This window comes from Paragemmobacter amnigenus (assembly GCF_009908265.2).
In the GTDB taxonomy this organism is placed as follows: domain Bacteria; phylum Pseudomonadota; class Alphaproteobacteria; order Rhodobacterales; family Rhodobacteraceae; genus Paragemmobacter; species Paragemmobacter amnigenus.
This window is the reverse complement of the sequence record NZ_JAAATX020000004.1, coordinates 318,094-340,810: the sequence shown is the minus strand read 5'-3', so window position 1 is coordinate 340,810 and position 22,717 is coordinate 318,094. Positions and strand designations below refer to the sequence as shown.

Genomic DNA, 22,717 nt, shown 5'->3' with positions numbered 1-22,717 from the left:
GTGGAGAAAATTAATTCTCGTTAAAGTTGTGATTGCGACCGGTTCTGTCAAGGTCCTGAAATGGCCATGCTGTCGATTGCCTGCTGTCGCGGGCGCAATTATACTGTTGGTCAGGAAGAGGCAGCGGGATGTCCCCGACCTGTCCTGCACGATGGAATGGTGCGGAAGTGAATATCAAGAGTCTGGCACAGCTGCGGTCCCTGCTGTTCGAGATGGAAAAGACCGTGGGTCTTGTCGATCTGTCCCAGAACGAGCGGGATGTGCTGTACGCGATCAACGAGGTGTCGCAGGGGACGCCCCGCGCGGCGCGGTCTGACGCGATCCGCAACCATCCGCTGGCGGCGGCCATTCCGCAGGCGACCTATCACCGCGCGCTGAAAAGCCTTATGCAGCGGGGGCTTGTGGCCCATGCGCCGGAAACGCGGGCGGGGCATTACGTCGTGACCGACAAGGATGGATCGTGAACGGGAGCGGACAGGCGGGAACCGGGGGATCGTGACGTCATGCAGATGCGAAACACGCCGGGCCCGCTGTTCCATTTCCTGATCGCGAGCGGACTTCTGCTCGCCTCGTTCGCGATGTGCGAATTCTTCCACCTGTTCGACCCGACGCACCGGCATCCGCATCCGCGACCCGAGGTGCATATGCTGTTCGTGCCGCACGGGATGATCGTGCTGCTGGCATGGATCTATGGCTGGATCATGGTGCCGCTTCTGTTGCCGGCGATGCTGCTCAGTTCGGCCTATATCGTCGGGCCGGAGCATATGACGCCGACGGTCGCGCTGTTGACGCTGTCGCGGCTGGTGCTGGTGATGATTGCGATGGAGGCGATGAAGCTGGTCTGCTGCGATGCGCGGCGGGATGGCGGGCGGGCGGGGGTGATGGCGCTGTTTGCGGCGGGGACGCTGGCGACATTGACGTTCAACGTGTTGCGGATGGCCTATAGCCCGTGCTGCGAAATGATGACGCTGGCCGAGCGGGTGATGACCTATGCCATGGCGGTGGCGGCGGATCTGGCGGGGCTGGTGATCGTGATGCTGGGCGCGATGTTCCTGTTCCGCGCGCTGCGTCACGGCTGAAGCAGGCAGGCGCGGGCGGCGGTCTGCATCGCGCGGGTGAGCGGTGCCAGCGCGGGCGCGGTCAGGCGCGCGAATTGCCAGTGCAGCGGGACATCCAGCGGGCGGTCGGGGGCAAGGTCCACCAGCGCGCCCGAGGCGATGAGGGGCGCGGCCAGAGGTTCGGGGTTCAGGCACCAGCCCAGCCCCGCGCGGCAGGCATCGACAAAGCCATGGGACGAGGCGAGGCGGTGGCTGGGAAAGCCTGCGCGGCTGGCCTGTCCGCCGGTCATTCCATCGACCCAGACATGTTGCAGCCGGTCCTTGTCGGAAAAGGTCAGCGCGGGCGCGCGGGACAGGGCTTCGGGCGTGGGGCCGTCGGGCATCCAGCGCGCGGCATAGGCGGGGGCGGCGGTGGCGCGATAGCGCAGGCGGCCAAGGGGGAGCGTGTCGCAGCCCTGAAGCGGGCCCGGATGCGAGGTGACGGCGGCCGCCACCTCTCCGCGACGGAGCCAGTCCTGCGAGACGTCCTGATCGTCGATGACGATGTCGAAGAGGAAGCCGGTCGTCGCGGCCAGTGCGGGGATGACCCATGTGGCAAGGCTGTCGGCATTGACGGCGATGCGGAGTGTGGCAAGGCCCGCGCCGATGCGGGGCAGGTCGGCGGAAAGGGCATGTTCGAGAAGCGCCACCTCGTCATGGTGGCGGATCAGGCGCAGGCCGGTTTCCGTGGCGGTGCAGGGCGTTCCGCGCCGGATCAGCAGCGTGCCGATGCGTTCTTCCAGCGCCTTGAGGCGTTGCGAGATGGCGGAGGGGGTGACGTGCAGCTCTGCCGCCGCAAGCTCGAACGAGCCGCGGCGGTGCACGGCGGCGAGGGCGGCGAGCTGGGCGGGGTCGAGCATTAGCGGTACTTAATCAGTCGGAGAAAGATTAAATGGATTGAGGCGACAGGGGCGGGGTAGGTCAAGGGGGAAATGTGGTTTTGGGCAGGACGGGCAGCAGTGCCCCACCTGCGGGACGGGGAAGATGACGGCGGGATTTGCGGCGGGGTCGGGGTTTCTGGTGGCGATCAGCCTGATCGCGGCCATCGGGGCGCAGAATGCCTTTGTGCTGCGGCAGGGCATCCGGCGCGAGCATGTGCTGCCGGTGGTGCTGGCCTGTGCGCTGTCGGATGCGGTGCTGATCGCGGCGGGGGTCGGCGGGTTCGGGCTGGTGTCGGGGGCGGTGCCGTGGCTGGCCGATGTGATGCTGTGGGGGGGCGTGGCCTTTCTGGTCTTCTATGGCGGGTTGCGGTTCCGTGCGGCATGGCAGGGGGGCGAGGCGCTGATGCCCGCGCCGGGGGGGGCGGAGCCTTTGGGGCGGGTGCTGGCGACCTGTCTGGTGCTGACCTGGGCCAATCCGCATGTCTATCTGGATACGGTGGTGCTGCTGGGGTCGATCAGCGCGCAATATGCGCCGATGGGATGGGCCTTTGGCACGGGTGCGGTGGCGGGATCGCTGGTCTTTTTCTCGGCGCTGGGGTTCGGGGCGCGGCTGCTGGGGCCTGTCTTTGCCAAGCCGCGGGCGTGGGTCGTGCTGGAGGTGGTGGTGGGTTGCACCATGTGGGCCATCGCGGCAAAGCTGGCGCTGGCGTGACGGGGTGCGTGTCGGTTCCGCACTGGCAAAGGGCCGCCGGATCGGGTTAGGTCGGGCGCATGGCCGGAGCGGAACAGAGTGATCTTGGACGGCCCCTCGAAGGGGCGCTGTGGATGCTGGCGACGGGGCTGTGCTTTGTCGGCGTGACGGGGATCGTGCGCTATCTGGGCACCGACCTGCCCGCCGCGCAATCGGCCTTTGTCCGCTTTGGCTGGGGCGTGGTCTTCCTGTTGCCGAGCCTTTGGGTGTTGCTGCGGCGGGGATTGCCTGCGGGGACGCTGGCGCTGTTCGGGTGGCGGGGGGTGGTGCATACGGCCGCCGTGATCCTGTGGTTCCATGCCATGGCGCGCATCCCCGTGGCCGAGGTGACGGCGATCGGCTATCTGAACCCCGTCCTTGTCACGCTGGGTGCCGCGCTGTTCTTTGGCGAGGCGCTGGCACTGCGCCGCATCCTTGCCGTGGTGGTGGCGCTGGGCGGGGCGCTGATCGTGATCCGCCCGGGCCTGCGCGAGGTGACGGACGGGCATCTGGCGCAGCTGGGCGCGGCCTGTTTCTTTGCCGCCTCCTATCTGTTTGCCAAGCGGCTGAGCCAGTTGGCACCTGCCGGCACGGTGGTGGCGATGATGTCGCTGACGGTGACGGTGGGGCTGTTGCCGCTGGCGGTCTGGGTCTGGGTGCCGATGACGGCGGCGCAGTTGGGCTGGCTGGGTCTGGTGGCGGGGTTTGCCACGACGGCGCATTACTGCATGACGCGGGCCTTCCGCGCGGCCCCGCTGGCCGTGACGCAGCCGGTGACGTTCCTGCAATTGGTCTGGGCCACGCTTCTGGGCGCGCTGGTCTTTGGCGAGGGGGTGGATGTCTTCGTCCTGCTGGGGGGCGCGGTCATCATCGGGGCGATCAGCTACATCACCTGGCGCGAGGCGCGGATCAAGCGGCGCGCCGTGACGCCGGCCGAGGCCGAGACAACTTTGTAATCCGTTAAAATCGCGGGTGCTTGTCACAAAGGGGCCGGAAAGTCCTAAAGCGCGGTTAACTGCGGCGGGCCAGTCTTGCCCCTGCCTTCGGGCATGGGTGGGAACGGGTGATGCTGGAATTCGTCAGGGTCGGGGTGGCCACGGGCGCGCGTTTCGCGCAGCCCGTCGCGCAGGCGCAACTGGTGGTGGAGGCGGGGGGCGGGCTGCGGCTGTTCAACCCCGCGCTGGACGAGGTGGTGCGTCTGGCGCTGGGGCCTGCGGGCGCGACCGTCACGTCCTTTGCCGTGCAGGGGGCGGCGGCGCGGGTGGCGGTGACGGTGGGGGGCGTCGCGGGCAGTCTACAACGCGAACTGGTGGCGGCGGCGCAGGTTGCGGGGGCGGGGTCGCTGACCGGCTTTCTGGCGACGGGGGTGGCCGGTCAGGCGCAGGCGGTGGAGATGGTGGCGCTGGGCCTTGGCGGGGTCAATTATCTGGCCTGCGCGCGCCCTGCGGGCAGCGGGGTGGAGCTGTTCCGGATCGGGGCGGATCAGGCGCTGGTGCGGGTGGCGGGGGTGGCGGATACGGCGGCGCTGCCGCTTGCCGCGGTGTCGGCGCTGGCCGTGGTCGAGACGGGCGGGCAGGTGTTCCTTTATGCCGGATCGGCGCGGGAGCACGGGATCACCATCCTGTCGGTGGGCGCAGGGGGCAGCCTGACGCCGGTGGGCAGCATCGGGGCGGCGCAGGGGCTGGGTCTGGCGGGGGTCTCGGCGCTGGAGGTCGTGGGGGCGCATGGGGCGACGTGGCTGGTCGCGGCGGCCTCGGGGACATCGGCGCTGACCGTGCTGCGGGTGGACGCGGGGGGCGCGCTGGTGCCGGTCGATCAGGTGATAGACGAGTTGGGGACGCGGTTTCAGGGGGTCACCGCGCTGGACGTGGTGGTGCACGAGGGCTGGGTCTTCGTTCTGGCGGCGGGCGCGGATGAGGGGATCACGCTATTCGCGCTGCTGCCCGGCGGGCGGCTGGTGCATCTGGCGACGGTGGCGGACAGGGTCGATCTGGGGATCGCCAATGTGTCGGAGCTGCGCGGGGTGGTGGTGGACGGGGCCTTGCAGGTGGTCGCGCTGTCGGGGGCCGAGGCGGGGGTGACGGTCCTGTCGGTGGCGCTGGCGGGGCTGGGGCCCGCGCCGGTGGCGGGCGGTCTGGCCGGAGGGGCGGGGCGGGACGTGCTGATGGATGGCGCGGGGGCCGAGACGCTGGTCGGGGGCGGGGGGGCGGACATCTTTGTCATGGCGGCAGACGGGCGGCGGGATGTGATCGCCGATCTGGACCCCGTGCTGGACCGGATCGACCTGACGGGCTGGTCGATGTTCCGCAATGCGGGGCAGTTGGCGGTGACGCTGACCGCGACGGGGGCGGTGCTGCGGTTCGGGGCCGAGGAGCTGGAACTGCGGACGGCGGCGGGGCGCGCGCTGACGTTGGCCGAGGTGGTGCGGCTGGTGACGCCGCTGCACGGGCGGCTGCCGGTGGCGGGCATCGTGCCGTCGACAGGCGGGGGGGAGGGCACGGGGGGGACTGGCGGGGGTGACACCGGGACTGGCGGGGGGCCTGACGGCACGGCGGGGGCGGATGTGCTGGTCGGGCTGGACAGTGCGGATACGCTGCGCGGCGCGGGGGGCAATGACACGCTGGACGGGCGGGGCGGGAATGACCTGCTGGACGGGGGCGAGGGGAATGACAGTCTGTGGGGGGGCGCGGGGGACGACCGTCTGGACGGGGGGGCGGGCAATGACCGGCTGGAGGGCGGGGACGTGGGTGATCTGCTGACCGATGCGGGGGGCAATGACGTGTTTCTGGGCGGGTCGGGGAACGACACGGTGCAGGCGGGGGGGGGCGAGGATTCCGTGCTGGGCGAGGCAGGGGCGGATGTGCTGGGCGGCGGGTCTGGCAATGACACCCTGTCGGGCGGGGCGGGCGAGGATGCGCTGTCGGGCGAGGAGGGGGCCGATCTGCTGGACGGGGGCGAGGGGAATGACAGCCTGTGGGGGGGGGCGGGGGACGATCTGCTGGACGGGGGCGCGGGGGAGGACCGGCTGGAGGGCGGGGACGGCAACGACCGCCTGTCGGGGGGGGCAGGCAATGACACGCTGGCGGGCGGGGCGGGTGGCGACCTTCTGGAGGGTTGGGCGGGGCATGACCGCCTGTCGGGGGGCGACGGTGCCGACACGCTGGACGGCGGGGCGGGGGATGACTGGCTGGAAGGCGGCGAGGGCACGGATGTCCTGCGCGACGGCGAGGGCAATGACACGATCCTTGCGGGCGGGGGGGACGAGGTCATCATGGCGGGGGCGGGGAATGACTCGATCCTTGGCGAGGGGGGCAATGACCGCCTGTCGGGCGGGGACGGGGCCGATCTGATCTTTGGCGGCGACGGGAATGACTGGCTGTCGGGCGATGCGGGGCAGGACCTGCTGGACGGGGGCGAGGGGGCGGACCGTTTGCAGGGGGGTACGGGGAACGACACGCTGGCAGGCGGGGCGGGGGAGGATGTGCTGTCCGGAGAGGAGGGGAACGACCGGCTGGCCGGAGGGGAGGGGCGTGACCTGCTGGAGGGCGGGACGGGCGATGACGTTCTGGACGGGGGCGAGGGGGATGACACGCTGGCGGGCGGAGATGGCAATGACAGGCTGGCAGGGGGCGGGGGCGCCGATGTGATGGATGGCGGCGCGGGGGACGATCTGCTGGAGGCGGGCGACGGGGCAGACCGGATCGCCGATATCTGGGGCGGCAATGACACGATCCTTGCCGGAGCGGGCAATGACATCGCCGATGCCGGGATCGGGGCGGATTCGCTGCTGGGCGAGGAGGGCAACGATACGCTGTCGGGCGGCGAGGGGAATGACAGCCTTTATGGCGGCAGCGGCGATGATGTCCTGTGGGGCGGGACGGGGAATGATCTGGTGCTTGGCGGGGTCGGGGCGGATCGGCTGGACGGGCTGACGGGGGATGACCGGCTGTCGGGCGAGGAGGGGGACGACACGCTGACGGGCGGGGCGGGGGCGGATCTGCTGTCGGGCGGGGCGGGGGGAGATTCGCTGTCCGGCGAGGCGGGAAATGACGTGGTCGAGGGTGGCGAGGATGACGACCGCATCTTCGGCGGGGACGGGGCGGATGTGCTGCGCGGGGATGGCGGAAACGACTGGATCTGGGGCGGCACCGGTGCGGACCGTCTGACCGGCGGGGGCGGTGACGACGTGCTGAACGGGGACGGCGGCAATGATCTGCTGGAAGGGTCGGAGGGGGCCGATGCGCTGTGGGGCGGGGCGGGAAATGACACGCTGCGCGGGGCCGAGGGCGATGACCGCGCCGGTGGCGGTGAGGGGCGCGATCTGCTGGACGGCGGGGCGGGGAATGACACGCTGGAGGGCGGGACGGACGAGGACACGCTCTATGGCGGCAGCGGGGCGGATCTGCTGCGCGGGCGGGCGGGGGCGGATGTCCTTTACGGGGGAGAGGGGGACGACATCCTGTGGGGGGATGCGGGGCGGGACGTGCTGTGGGGCGGGCTGGGGGCGGACCGGTTCGTGTTCGGCAGTTTCGTGCAGGGCGATGTGGATGTGGTGCGCGATTTCCAGAACGGGATCGACCGGATCGAGTTGCAGGGTGTGGGGGGGATGGGTGCCCTGTCGGTCCGCGCCTATGCGGGCGGGGCCGAGATCGTGGTGCGGGGTCAGGTGATCCGGCTGGAAGGGATCGGCCCCGCGCTGCTGGACGCGGGGGATTTCCTGTTCACCGCGGGGTGAGGCGGGCTGTCACCGCCCGACGCCGACATAGGTTTCGAAGCCTGCGGCAAGGGCATCGTCGCGGTTGTAGATGTTGCGAAGGTCCGCAAGGCGGGGGGTGGCCATCTTGCGCGCGAGTTTCGCAAGGTCGAGCGCGCGGAATTCGTTCCATTCGGTCAGGATCACCAGCACATCGGCGCCCTGCGCGGCGTGGTAGGCGTTTTCGACCCAGCGGACATGGGGCAGCAGCGCCTCGCCCTCGCGCCGCCCTTCGGGGTCCATCACGCGGACCTTGGCCCCGCCGCCCACCAGCGCGGGCACGATGGTGAGCGAGGGCGCGTCGCGCATGTCGTCGGTGTTGGGTTTGAAGGTGACGCCGAGGATGCCCACCGTCTTGCCGTTCATGGTGCCGTCGAGGAGGTCGACGATCTTGTCCAGCATCCGCTGTTTCACCTGATCGTTCACCTTGATGACGGTTTCCACGATCTGCATGGGCACGGCATGTTCCTGCCCGATGCGGGCGAGCGCCTTGGTGTCCTTGGGAAAGCACGACCCGCCATAGCCCGGGCCTGCGTGCAGGAACTTGTTGCCGATGCGGCCGTCCAGACCGATGCCCTTGGCCACGGATTTGATGTCGGCGCCGACGCGTTCGCACAGCGCCGCGATTTCGTTGATGAAGGTGATCTTCGTGGCGAGGAAGGCGTTGGCGGCGTATTTGATCATCTCGGCCGATTCGAGCCCCGTGAAGACGATGGGGAAATCGCGCAGGAAGAGCGGGCGGTAGATGTCGGAGAGGACCTTTCTGGCGCGGTCCGTCTCGATCCCCACGACGACGCGGTCGGGGCGCATGAAATCGTCGATGGCGGCCCCTTCGCGCAGGAATTCGGGGTTCGAGGCGATGTCGAATTCGGCTGCGGGGTTGGCGGCGCGCACCGCCTCGGCCACCTTGCGGTTGGTGCCGACGGGGACGGTGGATTTGGTGACGACGACGGCATAGCCGGTCAGGGCGCGGCCGATCTCCTCGGCGGCGGACATGACATAGCGCAGGTCGGCATGGCCGTCGCCGCGGCGGGTGGGGGTGCCCACGGCGATGAAGACGGCATCGGCGCCGTTGACGGCGGCGGCAAGGTCGAGCGAGAAGGTGAGGCGGCCGGCGGCGACGTTCTTGGCCATGAGGTCCTGAAGGCCGGGTTCGAAGATCGGGATTTCGCCGGCGCGGAGGCGGTCGATCTTGGCGGGGTCCTTGTCGACGCAGACGACGTCATGGCCGAAATCCGAGAAACACACCCCCGAGACGAGACCCACATAGCCCGTCCCGATCATCGCAATCTTCATCTCTGGTCACCCGTGCTGCACATCAATGCCCCTTGTGTAGCAGGGCGTCGGGTGGGGTCAAAGGGCGCTGCGCCCCGAAAGGCGGGGCACAGCGCGCAGGCGGGCGGGGCGGATCAGGACATCCGCAGCCACAGCGCGGGGGCGTTGGCGGCGTTGACCTCGGCCTGGGCGAAGTTCCAGATGGCGGGCGGGGCCGATGTCCAGGGGATCGTGCGGCGCACAACCTTGCGTAGCGTGATCGAGGGGGCGAAGCCGCCGTTGATGTCGGGGGTGGCCGTGGTGGGCCATGTCGAGATGCTGGCGCTGGAGGAATGCCGGAAGCCCACCCAGTAGATGCGCCCCTGCCGCAAGGCGGCACCGATTGCCGCGGTCTTCATGCCTGCGATGGACAGGTCGAGATCGCCACTTTCCGCGATAAGGGTGGCGGGGCGGCCCATGGCATCGGCGGCGTAGATGAGACCACGTCCGACGGCCAGGGAGACACCGGCGGTGCAATTGGCCGAGATGCGGTCGACGACCATGTCGGTGCGGGCAAGGAAGGGGTAGAGGTCGGTGCGGCCCGCCGCGCCCTGAAGCGTGCCCGTGGGGCCGCCGCCTGCGCCGCAGGTGGTGGGAAAGACCTCGCCGGGGTTGGGGATGATCCAGGCGATGCTGGCCTGCCCGTCAAGCCGGACGGTCTGGCCGCCCAGACGGGTGGAGAATTGTCCGGTGGTGCCGTTGTACCAGACCGTACCGTCCGCGGGGCTGTCGGGATCGGCGGGCTGGCCTTGCAGGACGAGGGGCTGGGCAAATGTGGTGCGGGCGGTGGCGGGATCGACCGAGAGCGCCGTCGCGAAGGTGGCGCCGTCGGGGCTGAGTTTCAGGGCAAGGGTGTCGCCCGCTTCCAGACCCAGTTGCGCGCGGGTGGAGTGGGCGGTCTTGAAGGCGATGCGTGCGGACTCGGCGGCGGCTGACTTGTTGAGCGCGGCTTCGATCCCCGCGCCGGCGTGGTTGAACAGCACCGCGGGGGTGTTGACGGCAAGGCGGTTCGTCGCGTCGCCCGTCGCCCCGCCGATGCCCATCGCCACGGCGCGGGCCGAGGCGCTGCCCATGTCGAAATCGGTCACGGTGGGGCCGAGGGTCACGGTGGTACCGTGCAGCAGCGTGGCACCCGTCGCGCCGGGCTGGGCGGGACCGAGGTTGAGCGTGGTGGTCGAGCCCGCCACGCCGCCCGTGGCGATGTTGACCGTCTTGCTGTTCCCGCCCGAGGTGGCGCCCGCGCCCAGACCGTAGGTGGCATTGCCGGTGGAGGTGCCCAGCGATGCCTCGGGCGCGGTGGCGGTGAGGGGGGCGGCAAAGGTTTTCGGACCGGTGAAGGTCTGGCTGCCGCCCAGTACGGCGAATTCCGACGAGATGTCGGGAAGGGTATAGCTGCGGGCCGTGCCGGCGGGCAGCGCGCCGAGGTCAAGGCTGGCGCTGCGGGCGGGATCGGCGGGGTCGCAGAGGGTGACGGGTGCGGCGATGCCTTGCGGGACGGAGAGCAGGCCGCTGGCCGGATCGGCGGCAAGGGCCGTGGCAAAGGCGGTGCCGTCCGCGCTGATGCGGAGGGCGAAGCTGTCCGATCCGGTCAGGCCAAGCTCGGCCCGGCCGGACCATGCGGTCTGGAAGAGGAGGCTGGCGGTATCGGCGGGGGCGTTCTTGTTCACCTTGATCTGGTGGCCCGCGCCGTCATGGGAAAACAGGCTGGCCGGAGCGGCGAGCGAAAGGCGGTTCACCGCATCGGGCGTGGCGGCGATGCCGAGACGCGGGACGGTTTCGGGATAATCGGCCGAGGCGGTCCATGTGCCGTCGGAATGGACGAGGGTGATGCTTTGCGACAGGAGCCGCGCGGTCCAGCCGTTGCGGGGCTGCACATAGGCCCATGCCCCGCCCCAGAAGGCCGCGATCTGGCCACCGCGCCCTGCCCAGTCGCCGGTGGCGGCGGGCGGGATGATGTGGCGGTCGCCTTCGGCCGGAAGGGCGGGGGGCGTGGTGCGGTCGTCGTCCAGCACGGCAAGATGCACCACGATGTCCAACAGGCGGAGCGCCTCGTTATGGGTGACGTGCTTCTGGGCCTGCGAGGGCTGGATCAGCGGCAGGTTCAGGAGGGGCGTTTCTTCGGACATCGCGGGTTCCTGCGTTGGGGAAGGGTTCGGCGCGGGAGTCTCCGGCGGCATGGTGAACGGTGCGTGAAGGGGGCGCGCGGGCCTTACAATGGGCGGCGGGCTTGGCTAGTGTCGGGGAAGGCTGCGGCGGGACGTGGAGGACGGGGTGGCGGAACATGTGCTGGTCGCGGGGGGCGCGGGCTATGTTGGCGCGCATGCCTGCAAGGCGCTGGCGCGGGCGGGCTATGTGCCGGTGACCTTTGACAATCTGGCGACGGGCTGGGAGGCGGCGGTGAAGTTCGGCCCCTTCGTGCGGGGCGATCTGATGGACCGCGCGGCGGTGGATGCGGCGATGGCCGCGTGGCGGCCCGTGGCGGTGATGCATTTCGCGGCGCGGTCGCTGGTGGGCGAATCCATGCGCGATCCGGGCGCCTATTGGCGCGAGAATGTGGGGGGCGCGCTGAACCTGATCGAGGCGAGCGTCGCGGCGGGGGTGGGGGAGTTCGTCTTTTCCTCCACCTGCGCGACCTATGGCGATCAGGACGGGGTGCTGCTGGACGAGGATACGCCGCAGCGGCCGATCAATGCCTATGGCGCGTCGAAGCTGGCGATCGAGCAGATGCTGGGCAATTTCGGGGAGAGCCACGGCCTGCGGTCGGTGATCTTCCGCTATTTCAACGTGGCGGGGGCGGATCCCGATGGGGAGGTGGGGGAGAAGCACGAGCCCGAGACGCATCTGATCCCGCTGATGCTGGAGGCGGTGGAGGGCAAGCGCGGGGCGCTGACGGTGTTCGGGTCGGATTACGGGACGGCGGATGGCACCTGTGTGCGCGATTACGTGCATGTCGCCGATCTGGCGGAGGCGCATGTGCGGGGGCTGCGCTGGCTGCGGGACGGGCGGGGGAGCCGTGTGTTCTGCCTGGGGACGGGGACAGGCTATTCGGTGCGCGAGGTGATCGAGCATGCGCGGGTGGTGACGAACCGCGCGGTGCCGGTGGTCGAGGGTGCGCGGCGCGCAGGCGATGCGGCGGCGCTGGTCTGCGGGTCGGCGCGGGCGCGCGACGAGCTGGGCTGGGAGCCGCAGCGGGGGCTGGGCGAGATGATCCGCGACGCGTGGCGCTGGTCGCAGTCGGGCGGGTATTGAGCGGGGGGCGCATGGGCCTTTGAGCCTGACCCTCTGCGAGAGGGGGGCGGCGCGGTCGGGTGGCGTTGCTTTTGTGGCTCCCCGCCGGGGCGCTGCCCCGGACCCCGGAGTATTTGGGCCGAGATGAAGGGGCGGGTCAGGCTGCTGCCTCGAGCGCGGCGCGCAGGTCTTGCGCGGTCAGTTGCACGGGGTTGCCCTTCATGGAGGAGGAGGCGAGGGCGGCTTGGGCCGTTTCGTCGTGGAGCGAGGCGGGGAGGCCTTGGGCGGTCAGGCCGGGCAGGCCCGCGTTGCGCGCCCATGTGGCGAGGGTTTCGGGGGCGTCTTCGGGGCGGCCGCCGAGGGTTTGCGCGATGTGGTGGAAAACGGTGTCGAGGCGGCGGGCGGTTTCGCCTGTGGCATGGGCGCGGTTCAGGCGCAGGACGGGGGCGAGGAGCGCGCCGCAGATCGCGCCGTGGGGGGCGGGGGTGAGGCCGCCGATGACGCCTGCAAGGCCATGGACCGCGCCGAGGCCCGCATTGGCCAGCGCGATGCCCCCCGTCAGGGAGACATGGGCGAGGGCATCGCGGGCGTCGGGGTCTTCGTTTTCCATCAGGCGGTGGAGGGCTTGCAGGCCTTGCGGGATGGCGGGGGCGGTGAGGGCGTCGGTGAAGGGGGTGGCCTTTGAGGAGACGTAGGGTTCGATCACCTGCGTGATGGCGTCGAGGCCGGAGGCGAGGGTGGTGGCGCGGGGGGTGTGGTCGGTCAGGGCGGGGTCGACGATGGCGAGGCGGGCGAGCATGCGGTCGTCGCGGAGGCTGACCTTGCGGCCGTGATCGGGCAGGCCGATGACGGCGTTCTTGGTGGCCTCGGCCCCCGTGCCTGCGGTGGTGGGCAGGGCGATGAAGGGCAGGGGCGGCGCGGCGAGGGGAAGGCCCTTGCCCACCACCTCCAGATGGTCGAGCGGGTGGGTGGGGGCGGGGATGAGGGCGGCCAGCGCCTTGCCCAGATCGAGCGCCGCGCCACCGCCGAGGCCTGCGACCCAGAGGGGCGCGAAGGGGCGGGCGGCGGTGAGGGCCGCTTCGAGCATTGGCAGGGTGGGTTCGGAGGCGCAGGCGAGGGCGAGGGTTTCGATGCCCGCGGCGTGGAGGGCGTCGCGGAGCCATTGGGCGCGGGCGGGGTTGGCGCCGTGGACGATCAGGCCGCGGGGGCCGAAGGGGGCGAGGAGGGCGGGGGCCTTCTTCGCCTCGCCGCGGCCGAAAAGGATGCGTTGGGGCATGGCGATGGCGAAGGGGGGCATGGGGCGGGCCTTTGGGGTTCGTGGCGGTGCGGGTTGCCCCCCGTCCCTCTCTGCGGGGGGACGGGGTGGCGGCGGTCTGTCGGTGTGACGGGGCGGGAGTGGTCAGACGGTCATGGTGGCGGCGACGGCGCGGCCCCAGCGGGCATATTTGGCGGCGCGGGTGCGGTCGTCCATCGCGGGGGTGAAGCGGCGTTCCAGCGCCCATGTCTTCTGGAAGTCGTCGGGCGGGGGGCAGATGCCTGCCTGCAGCCCCGCGAGATAGGCCGCCCCCAGCGCGGTGGTTTCGGTCACCACGGGGCGGTCGACCGGCGCGCCGAGGATGTCGGAGAGGAATTGCATCGCCCAGTCCGACGCAGTCATGCCACCATCGACGCGCAGGATGCCGTCGGCGGCGGCGCCCCAGTCGGAGCGCATCGCCTCGAGCAGGTCGCGGGTCTGGTAGCCGACGCTTTCGAGGGCGGCTTTCGCCAGTTCGGCGGGGCCGGAATTGCGGGTCAGGCCGTAGACCGCGCCGCGGCAGTCAGGCCGCCAGTAGGGCGCGCCGAGGCCGGTGAAGGCGGGGACGAGGACCACGTCCTGCGAGGGATCGGCGGCATCGGCCAGCGGTTGGGTCTCTTTCGCCTCGCGGATGATCTTGAGGCCGTCGCGGAGCCATTGGACGACGGCGCCCGCGATGAAGATGGAGCCTTCGAGCGCGTAGGTGGTCTGGCCGTTCAGGCGGTAGGCGATGGTGGTCAGGAGGCGGTTCTTGGAGGGCACCATGTCCGCGCCGGTGTTCAGCAGCGCGAAGCAGCCCGTGCCGTAGGTGGATTTCATCATGCCCGGCGCAAAGCAGGCCTGACCCACGGTCGCGGCCTGCTGGTCGCCCGCGACGCCGAGGATCGGGATGGCGCGACCGAAGAGGTCGGGGCGGGTGGTGCCGTAATCGGCGGCGCAGTCCTTCACTTCCGGTAGCAAGGACATGGGGATGTCGAGGAGGGCGCAGATTTCGGCGTCCCATTCGCCGCGCGCGATGTTGTAGATCAGCGTGCGGGCGGCGTTGGTGGCGTCGGTGGCGTGGACCTTTCCGCCGGTGAGTTTCCAGATGAGGAAGGTGTCGACGGTGCCGAAGGCAAGCTCGCCCCTTGCCGCGCGGGCGCGGGCGCCGGGGACGTGGTCAAGGAGCCATTTGATCTTGGTGCCCGAGAAATAGGGGTCGAGCAGGAGGCCCGTGCGGGCGGTGATCATGGGTTCGTGGCCTGCCGATTTCAGCGCGGCGCAGGTGTCGGCGGTGCGGCGGTCCTGCCAGACGATGGCGCGGTGGATCGGTTCGCCGGTAGTGCGGTCCCAGATCAGGGTGGTTTCACGCTGGTTGGTGATGCCGATGGCGGCGATGCTGTCGGCGCCGATGCCTGCCTTTTCGATGGCGGCGCGGGCGGTGCCTGCCACGGTGGACCACAGGTCCGACGGATCATGTTCCACCCAGCCGGAGGCGGGGTAGTGCTGGGGGAATTCCTCTTGCGCCACCGCGCGGACCTTCAGCGCGGCGTCGAAGATGATCGCGCGGGAGGAGGTGGTGCCCTGATCGATGGCGAGGATGTGGGTCATGTCTGCCCCTCTGGTCCCTGTCGTTTCTTCTTGCTGGTAGAGACACTCGCCCAGGCGCAGGGAGCGGCGCAAGCGGGGAATAGGCCCGCGGGTGAGTGGCTCGACAAGAAAGAAGGGGCGGGCGCCCCGTGGGACGCCCGCCCTTGTGGATTAGCCCTGCTGCCAGGACTTGATCAGCTCGTCATAGGAGATGGTTTCCCCCTGCGGCTTTTCGTTTTCCAGCTTGCCGACCGGCGCGCCGGGTTCGTCGATCCAGACCTGCGGGTCCTGCGGTTCGTTCATCTTCGGACCGATGTCGCCCTGAACGCCAGCGCGTTCCAGACGCTCCAGCACCTTTTCCTGCTCTTCGCAGAGGGCATCGAGCGCTTCCTGCGGGGTCTTGGCACCCGACATGGCGTCGCCGATGTTCTGCCACCACAGCTGCGCCAGCTTCGGATAGTCCGGAACGTTGGTGCCGGTGGGCGACCACTGGACGCGGGCGGGCGAGCGGTAGAATTCCACCAGACCGCCGAGTTGCGGCGCGCGGTCGGTGAAGGACTGGTGCTGGATGGTCGATTCACGCGCGAAGGTCAGGCCGACATGCGACTTCTTCACGTCGACCGTCTTGGAGGTGACGAACTGGGCATAGAGCCATGCAGCCTGTGCGCGGTCCGTCGGGGTGGACTTCATCAGCGTCCAGGAACCCACGTCCTGATAGCCGACCTTCATGCCGTCGACCCAGTAGGCGCCGTGCGGCGAGGGGGCCATGCGCCACTTGGGCGTGCCGTCCTCGTTCATCACGGGCAGACCTTCCTTGACCATGTCGGCGGTGAAGGCGGTGTACCAGAACATCTGCTGGGCGATGGCGCCCTGTGCGGGCACGGGGCCGGCTTCGCCGAAGGTCATGCCCTGCGCTTCCGGCGGGGTGAACTTCTGCAGCCATTCGATCGCCTTGGTCACGGCGTAGACGGCGGCCGCGTCGTTGGTCGCACCACCGCGCGCCACGCAGGAGCCGACGGGCTGCGAGTTCTCGTTCACGCGGATGCCCCATTCGTCGACCGGCAGGCCGTTGGGTTCACCCACGTCGCCCATGCCGGCCATGGACATCCACGCATCGGTGTAGCGCCAGCCGAGGGACGGGTCCTTCTTGCCGTAGTCCATGTTGCCATAGACGCCGGTGGCGGGGCCGCCCGCATAGGACATGTCGCGGCCGGTGAAGAATTCCGCGATGTCCTCATAAGCGGACCAGTTCAGCGGAACGCCGAGGTCGTAGCCATATTTGGCCTTGAAGTCGTCCTTGGTCTTCTGGTCGTTGAACCAGTCGTAGCGGAACCAGTAGAGGTTCGCGAACTGCTGGTCGGGAAGCTGGTAGAGCTTGCCGTCCGGCGCCGTGGTGAACTTCGTGCCGATGAAATCGGCCAGATCGAGGTTCGGGTTGGTGACGGAGGCGCCTTCGCCTGCCATCCAGTCGGTCAGGTTGCGGGCCTGCTGGTAGCGCCAGTGGGTGCCGATCAGGTCGCTGTCGTTGATGTAGGCGTCATAGATGTTCTCGCCCGACTGCATCTGCGTCTGCAGCTTTTCCACCACGTCGCCTTCGCCGATCAGGTCATGGGTGACCTTGATGCCGGTGATGGCGGTGAAGGCGGGTGCCAGCACCTTGGCTTCGTATTCGTGGGTGGTGATGGTTTCCGACACCACCTTGATTTCCATGCCTGCAAAGGGGGCGGCGGCATCGATGAACCACTGCATCTCTGCCTCTTGGTCGGCGCGGGAAAGGGTGGACTGATCACCGATTTCCGCGTCGAGGAAGGCCTTTGCGGCCTCCATGTCGGCCCAGGCCGGGGCCGAGCCGAAGGCGATGAGCGCAAGGGTCATCGCGGTTGCCGTCTGTCTGAGTCTCATTATGTTCCTCCCAGAATGTGAGACGTGACGTCTTCGTTCTGCCGCGGGGGCGGGGTCGCATCCTGCCCCCGCGGCGCTTTCATGCCTTGGATCACACCCAGCGGAAGACCGCGGCGGCATAGATCAGGCAACAGATCAGCGCGCCCCAGAGAGGTGCGCCGAAAAAGAAGAGCCAGCCCACGCAGATGAAGGCAGAGCCCAAGAGCGAGATGAAGAGCCGGTCGCCGCGCGTCGTCTCGATCCGCAGGACGCCGCGGCGCGGGGTTTCGGGGAAGCGGATCGCGAGCAGCGTGAACAGGATCAGCAGGCAGGCGATCACGTAGAAGAACAGCGCGACGGGGAAGGTCCAGGCCATCCAGCCGCCGGGGATCAGGGGGGCGAACCAGTCGATGCCGTCCTCGGTGCGCGGGACTGCGGCGACGAGGGCCGCGAGGATGGCGGCGAGGGCGCCTGCCGTGACAAGGTAAATGGTGGTCCAGCGGGAGGCGGTCATCACACCCTTCCCAGGGCGAAGCCCTTGGCGATGTAGTTGCGGACGAAGTAGATCACGAGCGCGCCGGGGATGATGGTCAGCACACCCGCGGCGGCGAGCACGCCCCAGTCCATGCCCGACGCGGATACCGTGCGGGTCATGGTGGCGGCGATGGGTTTGGCGTTCACGGATGTCAGCGTGCGCGAGAGCAGCAGTTCCACCCACGAGAACATGAAGCAGAAGAAGGCCGCGACGCCGATGCCCGATGCGATCAGGGGCATGAAGATGCGGATGAAGAAGCGCCCGAAGGAGTAGCCGTCGATATAGGCGGTCTCGTCGATCTCTTTCGGCACGCCGCGCATGAACCCTTCGAGGATCCAGACCGCGAGGGGCACGTTGAAGAGGCAGTGTGCCAGCGCCACGGCGATGTGGGTGTCGAAGAGGCCGACCGAGGAGTAGAGCTGGAAGAAGGGCAGCGCGAAGACGGCCGGAGGGGCCATGCGGTTGGTCAGGAGCCAGAAGAACAGGTGCTTGTCGCCCATGAAGTTGTAGCGCGAGAAGGCATAGGCCGCGGGCAGGGCGACGGTGATCGAGATCACCGTGTTCATCACCACGTAGATGATCGAGTTCACATAGCCCATGTACCATGACGGATCGGTCAGGATCACCGCGTAGTTGCGGAAGGTCAGGTCGTTGGGGAAGAGCGTGAAGGTCGAGGTGATCTCGGTATTGGTCTTCAGGCTCATGTTCACGAGCCAGTAGATCGGGATCAGCAGGAACAGCAGATAGAGGGTCATCACGACCGCAGAACCGCGCAGGCGCATGTTATTTGCCCTCCTCTTTGTCGAGATTTGTCATGACGGTGTAGAAGACCCATGACACCAGCAGGATCACGAGGAAGTACATGATCGAGAAGGCGGCGGCGGGGCCGAGGTCGAACTGGCCGACCGCCATCTTCACGAGGTCGATGGACAGGAAGGTGGTGGAGTTGCCCGGTCCGCCGCCCGTCACCACGAAGGGTTCGGTGTAGATCATGAAGCTGTCCATGAAGCGCAGGAGTACGGCGATCAGCAGCACGCCCGCCATCTTGGGCAGTTCGATGAAGCGGAAGACCGACCAGCGGCTGGCCTGATCGACGCGGGCGGCCTGATAATAGGCTTCGGGGATGGATTGCAGGCCCGCATAGCACAGGAGTGCGACGAGCGAGGTCCAGTGCCAGACATCCATGACGATGACGGTGACCCAGGCGTCGAGCGGGTCGTTGGTGTAGTTGTAGTCGATGCCCAGTTCGGCGAGGTAATGGCCCAGAAGCCCGATGTCGACGCGCCCGAAGATCTGCCAGATGGTGCCCACGACGTTGAAGGGAATGAGCAGCGGCAGCGCCATGAGGACGAGGCAGACCGAGGCCCAGACGCCCTTTTTCGGCATGTTGAGCGCGATGTAGATGCCCAGAGGCACTTCGATGGCAAGGATGATGGCGGAGAAGAGGATCTGGCGGCCCAAGGCTTCGTGCAGGCGGTCGGAGGTGACCATCTCTTCGAACCATTCCAGCCCCGCCCAGAAGAACTGGTTGTCGCCGAAGGTGTCGTTGACCGAGTAGTTCACGACCGTCATCAGCGGCAGGATGGCCGAGAAGGCCACGATCACGAGAACGGGCAGGACAAGGAACCAAGCCTTGTTGTTCTGGGTCTTTTCCATCAGGCGGCCCCCCCGAGCGGTGCGACGCGCCAGTCGTCGGCATAGACGTTGATGCGGTCGGGCGTGAAGCGGACATGGGTCAGCGACGCGCCCACGGGCATGCCTTCGGGCGCGATGACGTTGACGGTGGCCCCTGCGACATCGCCGCGGATGATGCGGTGGCGGCCCACATCCTCCACCCGGCGGATCTTGATGGGCAGGCCGTCGCCTTCGGTGAGGACGGCGTATTCGGGGCGGATTCCGATCTGGGTGCGACCCGTCATTGGCCCATAGGCCGCACCCAGCGGGATGGAGGCGCCTTGCAGGTGCGCGGTGCCACCCCGGATTTCGGCGTCGAGCAGGTTCATGCCCGGCGAGCCGATGAAATAGCCCACGAAGGTATGGGCGGGCGTTTCGAACAGGTCTTCGGGCGTGCCCATCTGGACGACGCGGCCGTCATACATGACGACGACCTTGTCGGCGAAGGTCAGAGCCTCGGTCTGGTCATGGGTGACGTAGATCATCGTGTGGCCGAATTCGCGGTGCAGCTGTTTGAGCTGCGTGCGAAGCTCCCACTTCATGTGGGGGTCGATCACGGTGAGCGGTTCGTCGAAGAGGATGGCGTTCACATCCTCGCGCACCATCCCGCGGCCGAGGGAGATCTTCTGCTTGGCATCCGCCGTCAGGCCGCGCGCCTTGCGGTCGAGCATCGACTCCATCCCGATCATGGCGGCGATCTGGTTGACGCGGGACTTGATGTAGCCTGCGTCCATGCCGCGGTTGCGGAGCGGGAAGGACAGGTTGTCGCGCACGGTCATCGTGTCGTAGACGACGGGAAACTGGAAGACCTGCGCGATGTTCCTTTCGGCCGTTTCGGCGTCGGTCACGTCGCGGTCGCCGAAGAGGACGCGGCCCTGCGAGGGTTTCAGGAGGCCCGAGATGATGTTCAGGAGCGTGGTCTTGCCACAGCCCGAGGAGCCCAGCAGCGCATAGGCGCCGCCGTCCTGCCAGACGTGGTCCATCTGTTTCAGGGCAAAGTCATGCTCGCCACGCGGGTTGGCGTAGTAGCTGTGGGCGAGGTTCTGGAGGGTGATCTGGGCCATGGTCAGGCTGCCGCCGCATAGGACGCAGGCGCGGCAAGGCGGCCTTCGGCGTCGAAAATGTAGACATGGGCCGGGTCGAGCCAGACGCTGACCTCGTTGCCCGCTTGCAGGTCGTGGACACCGTGGACGAGGCCGACCCAGCGGTCGGTGCCATGGGTGAGGTGGAGGAAGGTTTCCGAACCCGTGATCTCGGTCACGCCTAGGGTGCAGCGGAATTCGACGGCCTGCCCGGAATGGGTGTTCAGATGCAGGTGGTTGGCGCGGAAGCCTGCGGTGTAGCGCCCGTCGGGAAGGCCGGCGAAGGTGCCGTCTGCGGGGCCGTTGGCGTTGCCGCCGAAGTTGATGCGGTGGCCTTCCTTGAAGCAGGAGACGAAATTCATCGGTGGGTCGCTGAACACGCGCGCGGTGATGGCGTCGGCGGGCTGGCGGTAGACCTGCGGGGTGGGGCCGAACTGGGTGACGCGGCCTTCCCAGAGGGTGGCCGTGTTGCCGCCGAGGAGGAGCGCCTCTTCGGGTTCGGTGGTGGCGTAGACGAAGATGGCGCCGGATTCCTCGAAGATGCGGGGGATTTCGGCGCGGAGTTCCTCGCGCAGCTTGTAGTCGAGGTTGGCGAGGGGTTCGTCCAGCAGCACCAGACCCGCCCCCTTGACCAGCGCGCGGGCAAGGGCGCAGCGCTGCTGCTGGCCGCCGGACAGTTCGAGCGGCTTGCGCGTCAGCATCGGGGTGAGCTTCAGCATCTCGGCCGTGGATTTGACGGCGCGGTCGATCTCGGCCGCGGATTTGCCCATCAGGCGCAGGGGCGAGGCGATGTTTTCGTAGACGGTCAGCGCGGGGTAGTTGATGAATTGCTGGTAGACCATGGCGACCTTGCGGTCCTGCACGCGCACGCCGGTCACATCGGTGCCGTGCCACAGGATGCGGCCCGTCGAGGGCGCATCAAGCCCCGCCATCAGGCGCATGAGCGAGGTCTTGCCCGAGAGCGTGGGGCCAAGGAGCACGTTCATCGTGCCCTTCTCCAGCGTCAGGGTCGTGGGGGCGATATGGGTCTGCCCTTTCACGATCCGGCTCACTGATTGCAGTTCGAGCGCCATCCGTCCCCCTTCATTCTGCCGCGGGGCTGACCGCCCCGTGGCCTGCGGCGCCGGACATGTAAGCGTCAAGCGCAGCGATCTGTTCCCCGGTCATGCGAAGACCGAGCTTTGTGCGACGCCAGACCACATCGGCGGCGGCGCGGGCGAATTCATGGGCCATGAGCCAGCGGACCTCGGCCTCGGTGAGCGTCGCGCCGAAGTCGCGGCCAAGGTCGGCGGCGCTGCGGGCGGTGCCGAGGATGGTTTCCGCCTCGGTCCCGTAGGCGCGGATGAGGCGGGCGGCCCAGTAATCGGTGAGGAAGGGGAAGCGCGATTTCAGCGCGGCGGTCAGCGCGGGGACCGCGTCATGGGCGAAATCGCCGCCGGGCAGGGGGACGCGGGCGGTCCAGGGGCCGGTGGCCTGCGGGAAGAAGGGCTGGAGCTTTTCCAGCGCGGATTCGGCAAGGCGGCGGTAGGTGGTGATCTTGCCGCCGAAGACATTGAGGAGCGGCGCGCCGTTGCCGTCGAGCGAGAGGACATAGTCGCGCGTTGCCGCGGTCGCGGATTTCGCACCGTCATTGTAGAGCGGGCGGACGCCGGAATAGGTCCAGACCACATCCTTCACCGTGACGGGCTTGGCGAAGTATTGCGAGGCGAATTTCAGCAGGTAGTCGCGTTCCTCGTCCGTGCAGGCGGCGTCCTTGGGAGCGCCGGTGTGGTCCTTGTCTGTGGTGCCGATCAGGGTGAAGTCCTGCTCGTAGGGGATGGCGAAGATGATCCGCCCGTCGGTGCCCTGGAAGAAATAGCAGCGGTCGTGGTCGTAGAGTTTCTTCGTCACGATATGGCTGCCGCGCACGAGGCGGACGCCTTCGGAGGAATTGATGCGGGCGACGTTGCGGATCACATCCTCGACCCAAGGGCCGCCTGCGTTGACAAGGCCGCGGGCGCGGTGGGTGCGGCGCCCGTCGGGGCCGTCGGTGACGATTTCCCACAGATCGCCCTGACGCGTGGCCGAGGTGACGCGGGTGCGGGTCAGCACCAATGCGCCGTGTTCGGCGGCGTCGCGGGCGTTGAGGGAGACGAGTTTGGAATCTTCCACCCAGCAGTCGGAATATTCGTAGGCGTGGCGGAAGCGGGATTGCAGCGGCTTGCCCGCCGGATCGCGGGTCAGGTCCAGCGTGCGGGTGGCGGGCAGGATGCGGCGGCCGCCCAGCGTGTCATAGAGGAAGAGGCCCAGCCGGATCAGCCATGCGGGGCGGCGCCCCTTCATCCACGGCATCAGGCGGGCGAGCAGGCGGCCCGTGGGCGTGTCGCCCTCGAAGCGCATGTCGGGGTGGTAGGGCAGCACGAAACGCATGGGCCACGAGATGTGAGGCATGGCGACGAGGAGGGTTTCGCGTTCCTCCAGCGCCTCGCGCACGAGGCGGAATTCGAAATATTCAAGATACCGCAGCCCGCCGTGGAACAGCTTGGTCGAGGCCGACGAGGTGGCGGAGGCCAGGTCGTTCTGTTCGGCCAGCACGACAGACAGACCGCGACCAGTGGCGTCGCGGGCGATGCCGCAGCCATTGATGCCGCCCCCGATGATGAAGAGGTCGGCCACATCGGGCCTGTTCTTCGTGGTCAC

Annotated in this window: 18 protein-coding genes; 6 read left to right on the top strand and 12 right to left on the bottom strand. The window is 68.5% G+C overall.

From position 1 onward, the window contains the following. Positions 1–167 precede the first annotated feature (167 nt). Together GU927_RS07675 and GU927_RS07670 are read left to right on the top strand one after the other, a co-directional pair. Positions 168–464: a hypothetical protein gene (locus tag GU927_RS07675; RefSeq protein WP_232489149.1), complete on the top strand. Its 297-nt coding sequence runs from the start codon at positions 168–170 to the stop codon at positions 462–464. Between the two features lie 39 nt (positions 465–503). After that, entirely contained in the window at positions 504–1,079 is a 576-nt protein-coding gene (locus tag GU927_RS07670; protein WP_161761757.1) for a hypothetical protein, read from the top strand. Here the strand turns inward: GU927_RS07670 and GU927_RS07665 are convergent. Next, positions 1,070–1,957 (bottom strand): LysR family transcriptional regulator ArgP, encoded by an 888-nt coding sequence (locus tag GU927_RS07665; protein WP_161761756.1) that lies wholly within the window; start codon positions 1,955–1,957, stop codon positions 1,070–1,072. The two genes, GU927_RS07670 and GU927_RS07665, sit on opposite strands and share 10 nt — an antisense overlap. 124 nt (positions 1,958–2,081) lie before the next feature. On the opposite strand from GU927_RS07665, the gene GU927_RS07660 reads away from it, so the two are divergent. The 3 genes from GU927_RS07660 to GU927_RS20670 all read left to right on the top strand — a co-directional run bounded on the left by GU927_RS07660 (position 2,082) and on the right by GU927_RS20670 (position 7,443). After that, a complete protein-coding gene (locus tag GU927_RS07660) occupies positions 2,082–2,690 on the top strand; it encodes a LysE/ArgO family amino acid transporter (RefSeq protein WP_161761755.1) in 609 nt (202 codons plus the stop codon). A gap of 59 nt (positions 2,691–2,749) precedes the next feature. After that, complete coding sequence (locus GU927_RS07655) at positions 2,750–3,664, top strand: DMT family transporter (protein ID WP_394357663.1); 915 nt, start codon at positions 2,750–2,752, stop codon at positions 3,662–3,664. A 110-nt stretch (positions 3,665–3,774) separates the two neighbouring features. After that, complete coding sequence (locus GU927_RS20670) at positions 3,775–7,443, top strand: hypothetical protein (RefSeq protein ID WP_161761754.1); 3,669 nt, start codon at positions 3,775–3,777, stop codon at positions 7,441–7,443. Positions 7,444–7,452: 9 nt separating this feature from the next. Here the strand turns inward: GU927_RS20670 and GU927_RS07620 are convergent, their stop codons facing one another. Both GU927_RS07620 and GU927_RS07615 read right to left on the bottom strand, forming a co-directional pair. After that, complete coding sequence (locus tag GU927_RS07620; protein ID WP_161761753.1) at positions 7,453–8,757, bottom strand: UDP-glucose dehydrogenase family protein; 1,305 nt, start codon at positions 8,755–8,757, stop codon at positions 7,453–7,455. A 113-nt stretch (positions 8,758–8,870) separates the two neighbouring features. Further along, a complete protein-coding gene (locus tag GU927_RS07615; protein ID WP_161761752.1) occupies positions 8,871–10,901 on the bottom strand; it encodes a DUF2793 domain-containing protein in 2,031 nt (676 codons plus the stop codon). A gap of 145 nt (positions 10,902–11,046) precedes the next feature. Here GU927_RS07615 and galE point away from each other — a divergent pair, with 145 nt between their 5' ends. Further along, the gene (gene galE, locus GU927_RS07610) at positions 11,047–12,024 is read left to right on the top strand and encodes a UDP-glucose 4-epimerase GalE (protein WP_161761751.1); all 978 of its coding nucleotides are present in this window, start codon (positions 11,047–11,049) and stop codon (positions 12,022–12,024) included. Between the two features lie 136 nt (positions 12,025–12,160). On the opposite strand, the gene GU927_RS07605 is transcribed toward galE, so the two are convergent. The 9 genes from GU927_RS07605 to glpD all read right to left on the bottom strand — a co-directional run bounded on the left by GU927_RS07605 (position 12,161) and on the right by glpD (position 22,717). Further along, positions 12,161–13,300 carry an iron-containing alcohol dehydrogenase gene (locus tag GU927_RS07605; RefSeq protein ID WP_161761750.1) on the bottom strand — a complete coding sequence of 380 codons (1,140 nt, stop codon included), beginning with the start codon at positions 13,298–13,300 and terminating at the stop codon, positions 12,161–12,163. Positions 13,301–13,402: 102 nt separating this feature from the next. Next, positions 13,403–14,887: a glycerol kinase GlpK gene (gene glpK / locus GU927_RS07600; RefSeq protein WP_161761749.1), complete on the bottom strand. Its 1,485-nt coding sequence runs from the start codon at positions 14,885–14,887 to the stop codon at positions 13,403–13,405. Positions 14,888–15,037: 150 nt separating this feature from the next. After that, positions 15,038–16,768 carry an ABC transporter substrate-binding protein gene (locus GU927_RS07595; protein ID WP_161761748.1) on the bottom strand — a complete coding sequence of 577 codons (1,731 nt, stop codon included), beginning with the start codon at positions 16,766–16,768 and terminating at the stop codon, positions 15,038–15,040. Between the two features lie 91 nt (positions 16,769–16,859). Continuing rightward, positions 16,860–17,123, bottom strand: a complete 264-nt coding sequence (locus GU927_RS07590) for a DUF2160 domain-containing protein (RefSeq protein WP_161761781.1) — start codon at positions 17,121–17,123, stop codon at positions 16,860–16,862. 137 nt (positions 17,124–17,260) lie between these two features. Then, a complete protein-coding gene (locus tag GU927_RS07585; RefSeq protein ID WP_161761747.1) occupies positions 17,261–18,064 on the bottom strand; it encodes a carbohydrate ABC transporter permease in 804 nt (267 codons plus the stop codon). 1 nt (position 18,065) lies between these two features. Beyond that, positions 18,066–18,938, bottom strand: coding sequence for a carbohydrate ABC transporter permease (locus GU927_RS07580; RefSeq protein ID WP_161761746.1), 873 nt, complete (start codon positions 18,936–18,938; stop codon positions 18,066–18,068). Continuing rightward, positions 18,938–20,020 carry an ABC transporter ATP-binding protein gene (locus tag GU927_RS07575; RefSeq protein ID WP_161761745.1) on the bottom strand — a complete coding sequence of 361 codons (1,083 nt, stop codon included), beginning with the start codon at positions 20,018–20,020 and terminating at the stop codon, positions 18,938–18,940. Before GU927_RS07575 ends, GU927_RS07580 begins: the two co-directional genes overlap by 1 nt. A gap of 2 nt (positions 20,021–20,022) precedes the next feature. Next, positions 20,023–21,111: an ABC transporter ATP-binding protein gene (locus GU927_RS07570; RefSeq protein WP_161761744.1), complete on the bottom strand. Its 1,089-nt coding sequence runs from the start codon at positions 21,109–21,111 to the stop codon at positions 20,023–20,025. Positions 21,112–21,121: 10 nt separating this feature from the next. After that, positions 21,122–22,717: a glycerol-3-phosphate dehydrogenase gene (gene glpD / locus GU927_RS07565; RefSeq protein WP_161761743.1), complete on the bottom strand. Its 1,596-nt coding sequence runs from the start codon at positions 22,715–22,717 to the stop codon at positions 21,122–21,124.

What these genes read in the sequence shown, in the direction of transcription:
- GU927_RS07585 (WP_161761747.1), bottom strand. Translation starts at nt 18,064, where the DNA reads ATGCGCCTGCGCGGTTCTGCGGTCGTGATGACCCTCTATCTGCTGTTC.
- GU927_RS07590 (WP_161761781.1), bottom strand. Translation starts at nt 17,123, where the DNA reads ATGGCCTGGACCTTCCCCGTCGCGCTGTTCTTCTACGTGATCGCCTGC.
- GU927_RS07580 (WP_161761746.1), bottom strand. Translation starts at nt 18,938, where the DNA reads ATGGAAAAGACCCAGAACAACAAGGCTTGGTTCCTTGTCCTGCCCGTT.
- GU927_RS07655 (WP_394357663.1), top strand. Translation starts at nt 2,750, where the DNA reads ATGGCCGGAGCGGAACAGAGTGATCTTGGACGGCCCCTCGAAGGGGCG.
- GU927_RS07670 (WP_161761757.1), top strand. Translation starts at nt 504, where the DNA reads ATGCAGATGCGAAACACGCCGGGCCCGCTGTTCCATTTCCTGATCGCG.
- GU927_RS07615 (WP_161761752.1), bottom strand. Translation starts at nt 10,901, where the DNA reads ATGTCCGAAGAAACGCCCCTCCTGAACCTGCCGCTGATCCAGCCCTCG.
- glpK (WP_161761749.1), bottom strand. Translation starts at nt 14,887, where the DNA reads ATGACCCACATCCTCGCCATCGATCAGGGCACCACCTCCTCCCGCGCG.
- GU927_RS07605 (WP_161761750.1), bottom strand. Translation starts at nt 13,300, where the DNA reads ATGCCCCCCTTCGCCATCGCCATGCCCCAACGCATCCTTTTCGGCCGC.
- GU927_RS07660 (WP_161761755.1), top strand. Translation starts at nt 2,082, where the DNA reads ATGACGGCGGGATTTGCGGCGGGGTCGGGGTTTCTGGTGGCGATCAGC.
- GU927_RS07575 (WP_161761745.1), bottom strand. Translation starts at nt 20,020, where the DNA reads ATGGCCCAGATCACCCTCCAGAACCTCGCCCACAGCTACTACGCCAAC.
- GU927_RS07620 (WP_161761753.1), bottom strand. Translation starts at nt 8,757, where the DNA reads ATGAAGATTGCGATGATCGGGACGGGCTATGTGGGTCTCGTCTCGGGG.
- GU927_RS07570 (WP_161761744.1), bottom strand. Translation starts at nt 21,111, where the DNA reads ATGGCGCTCGAACTGCAATCAGTGAGCCGGATCGTGAAAGGGCAGACC.
- GU927_RS20670 (WP_161761754.1), top strand. Translation starts at nt 3,775, where the DNA reads ATGCTGGAATTCGTCAGGGTCGGGGTGGCCACGGGCGCGCGTTTCGCG.
- GU927_RS07665 (WP_161761756.1), bottom strand. Translation starts at nt 1,957, where the DNA reads ATGCTCGACCCCGCCCAGCTCGCCGCCCTCGCCGCCGTGCACCGCCGC.
- GU927_RS07595 (WP_161761748.1), bottom strand. Translation starts at nt 16,768, where the DNA reads ATGAGACTCAGACAGACGGCAACCGCGATGACCCTTGCGCTCATCGCC.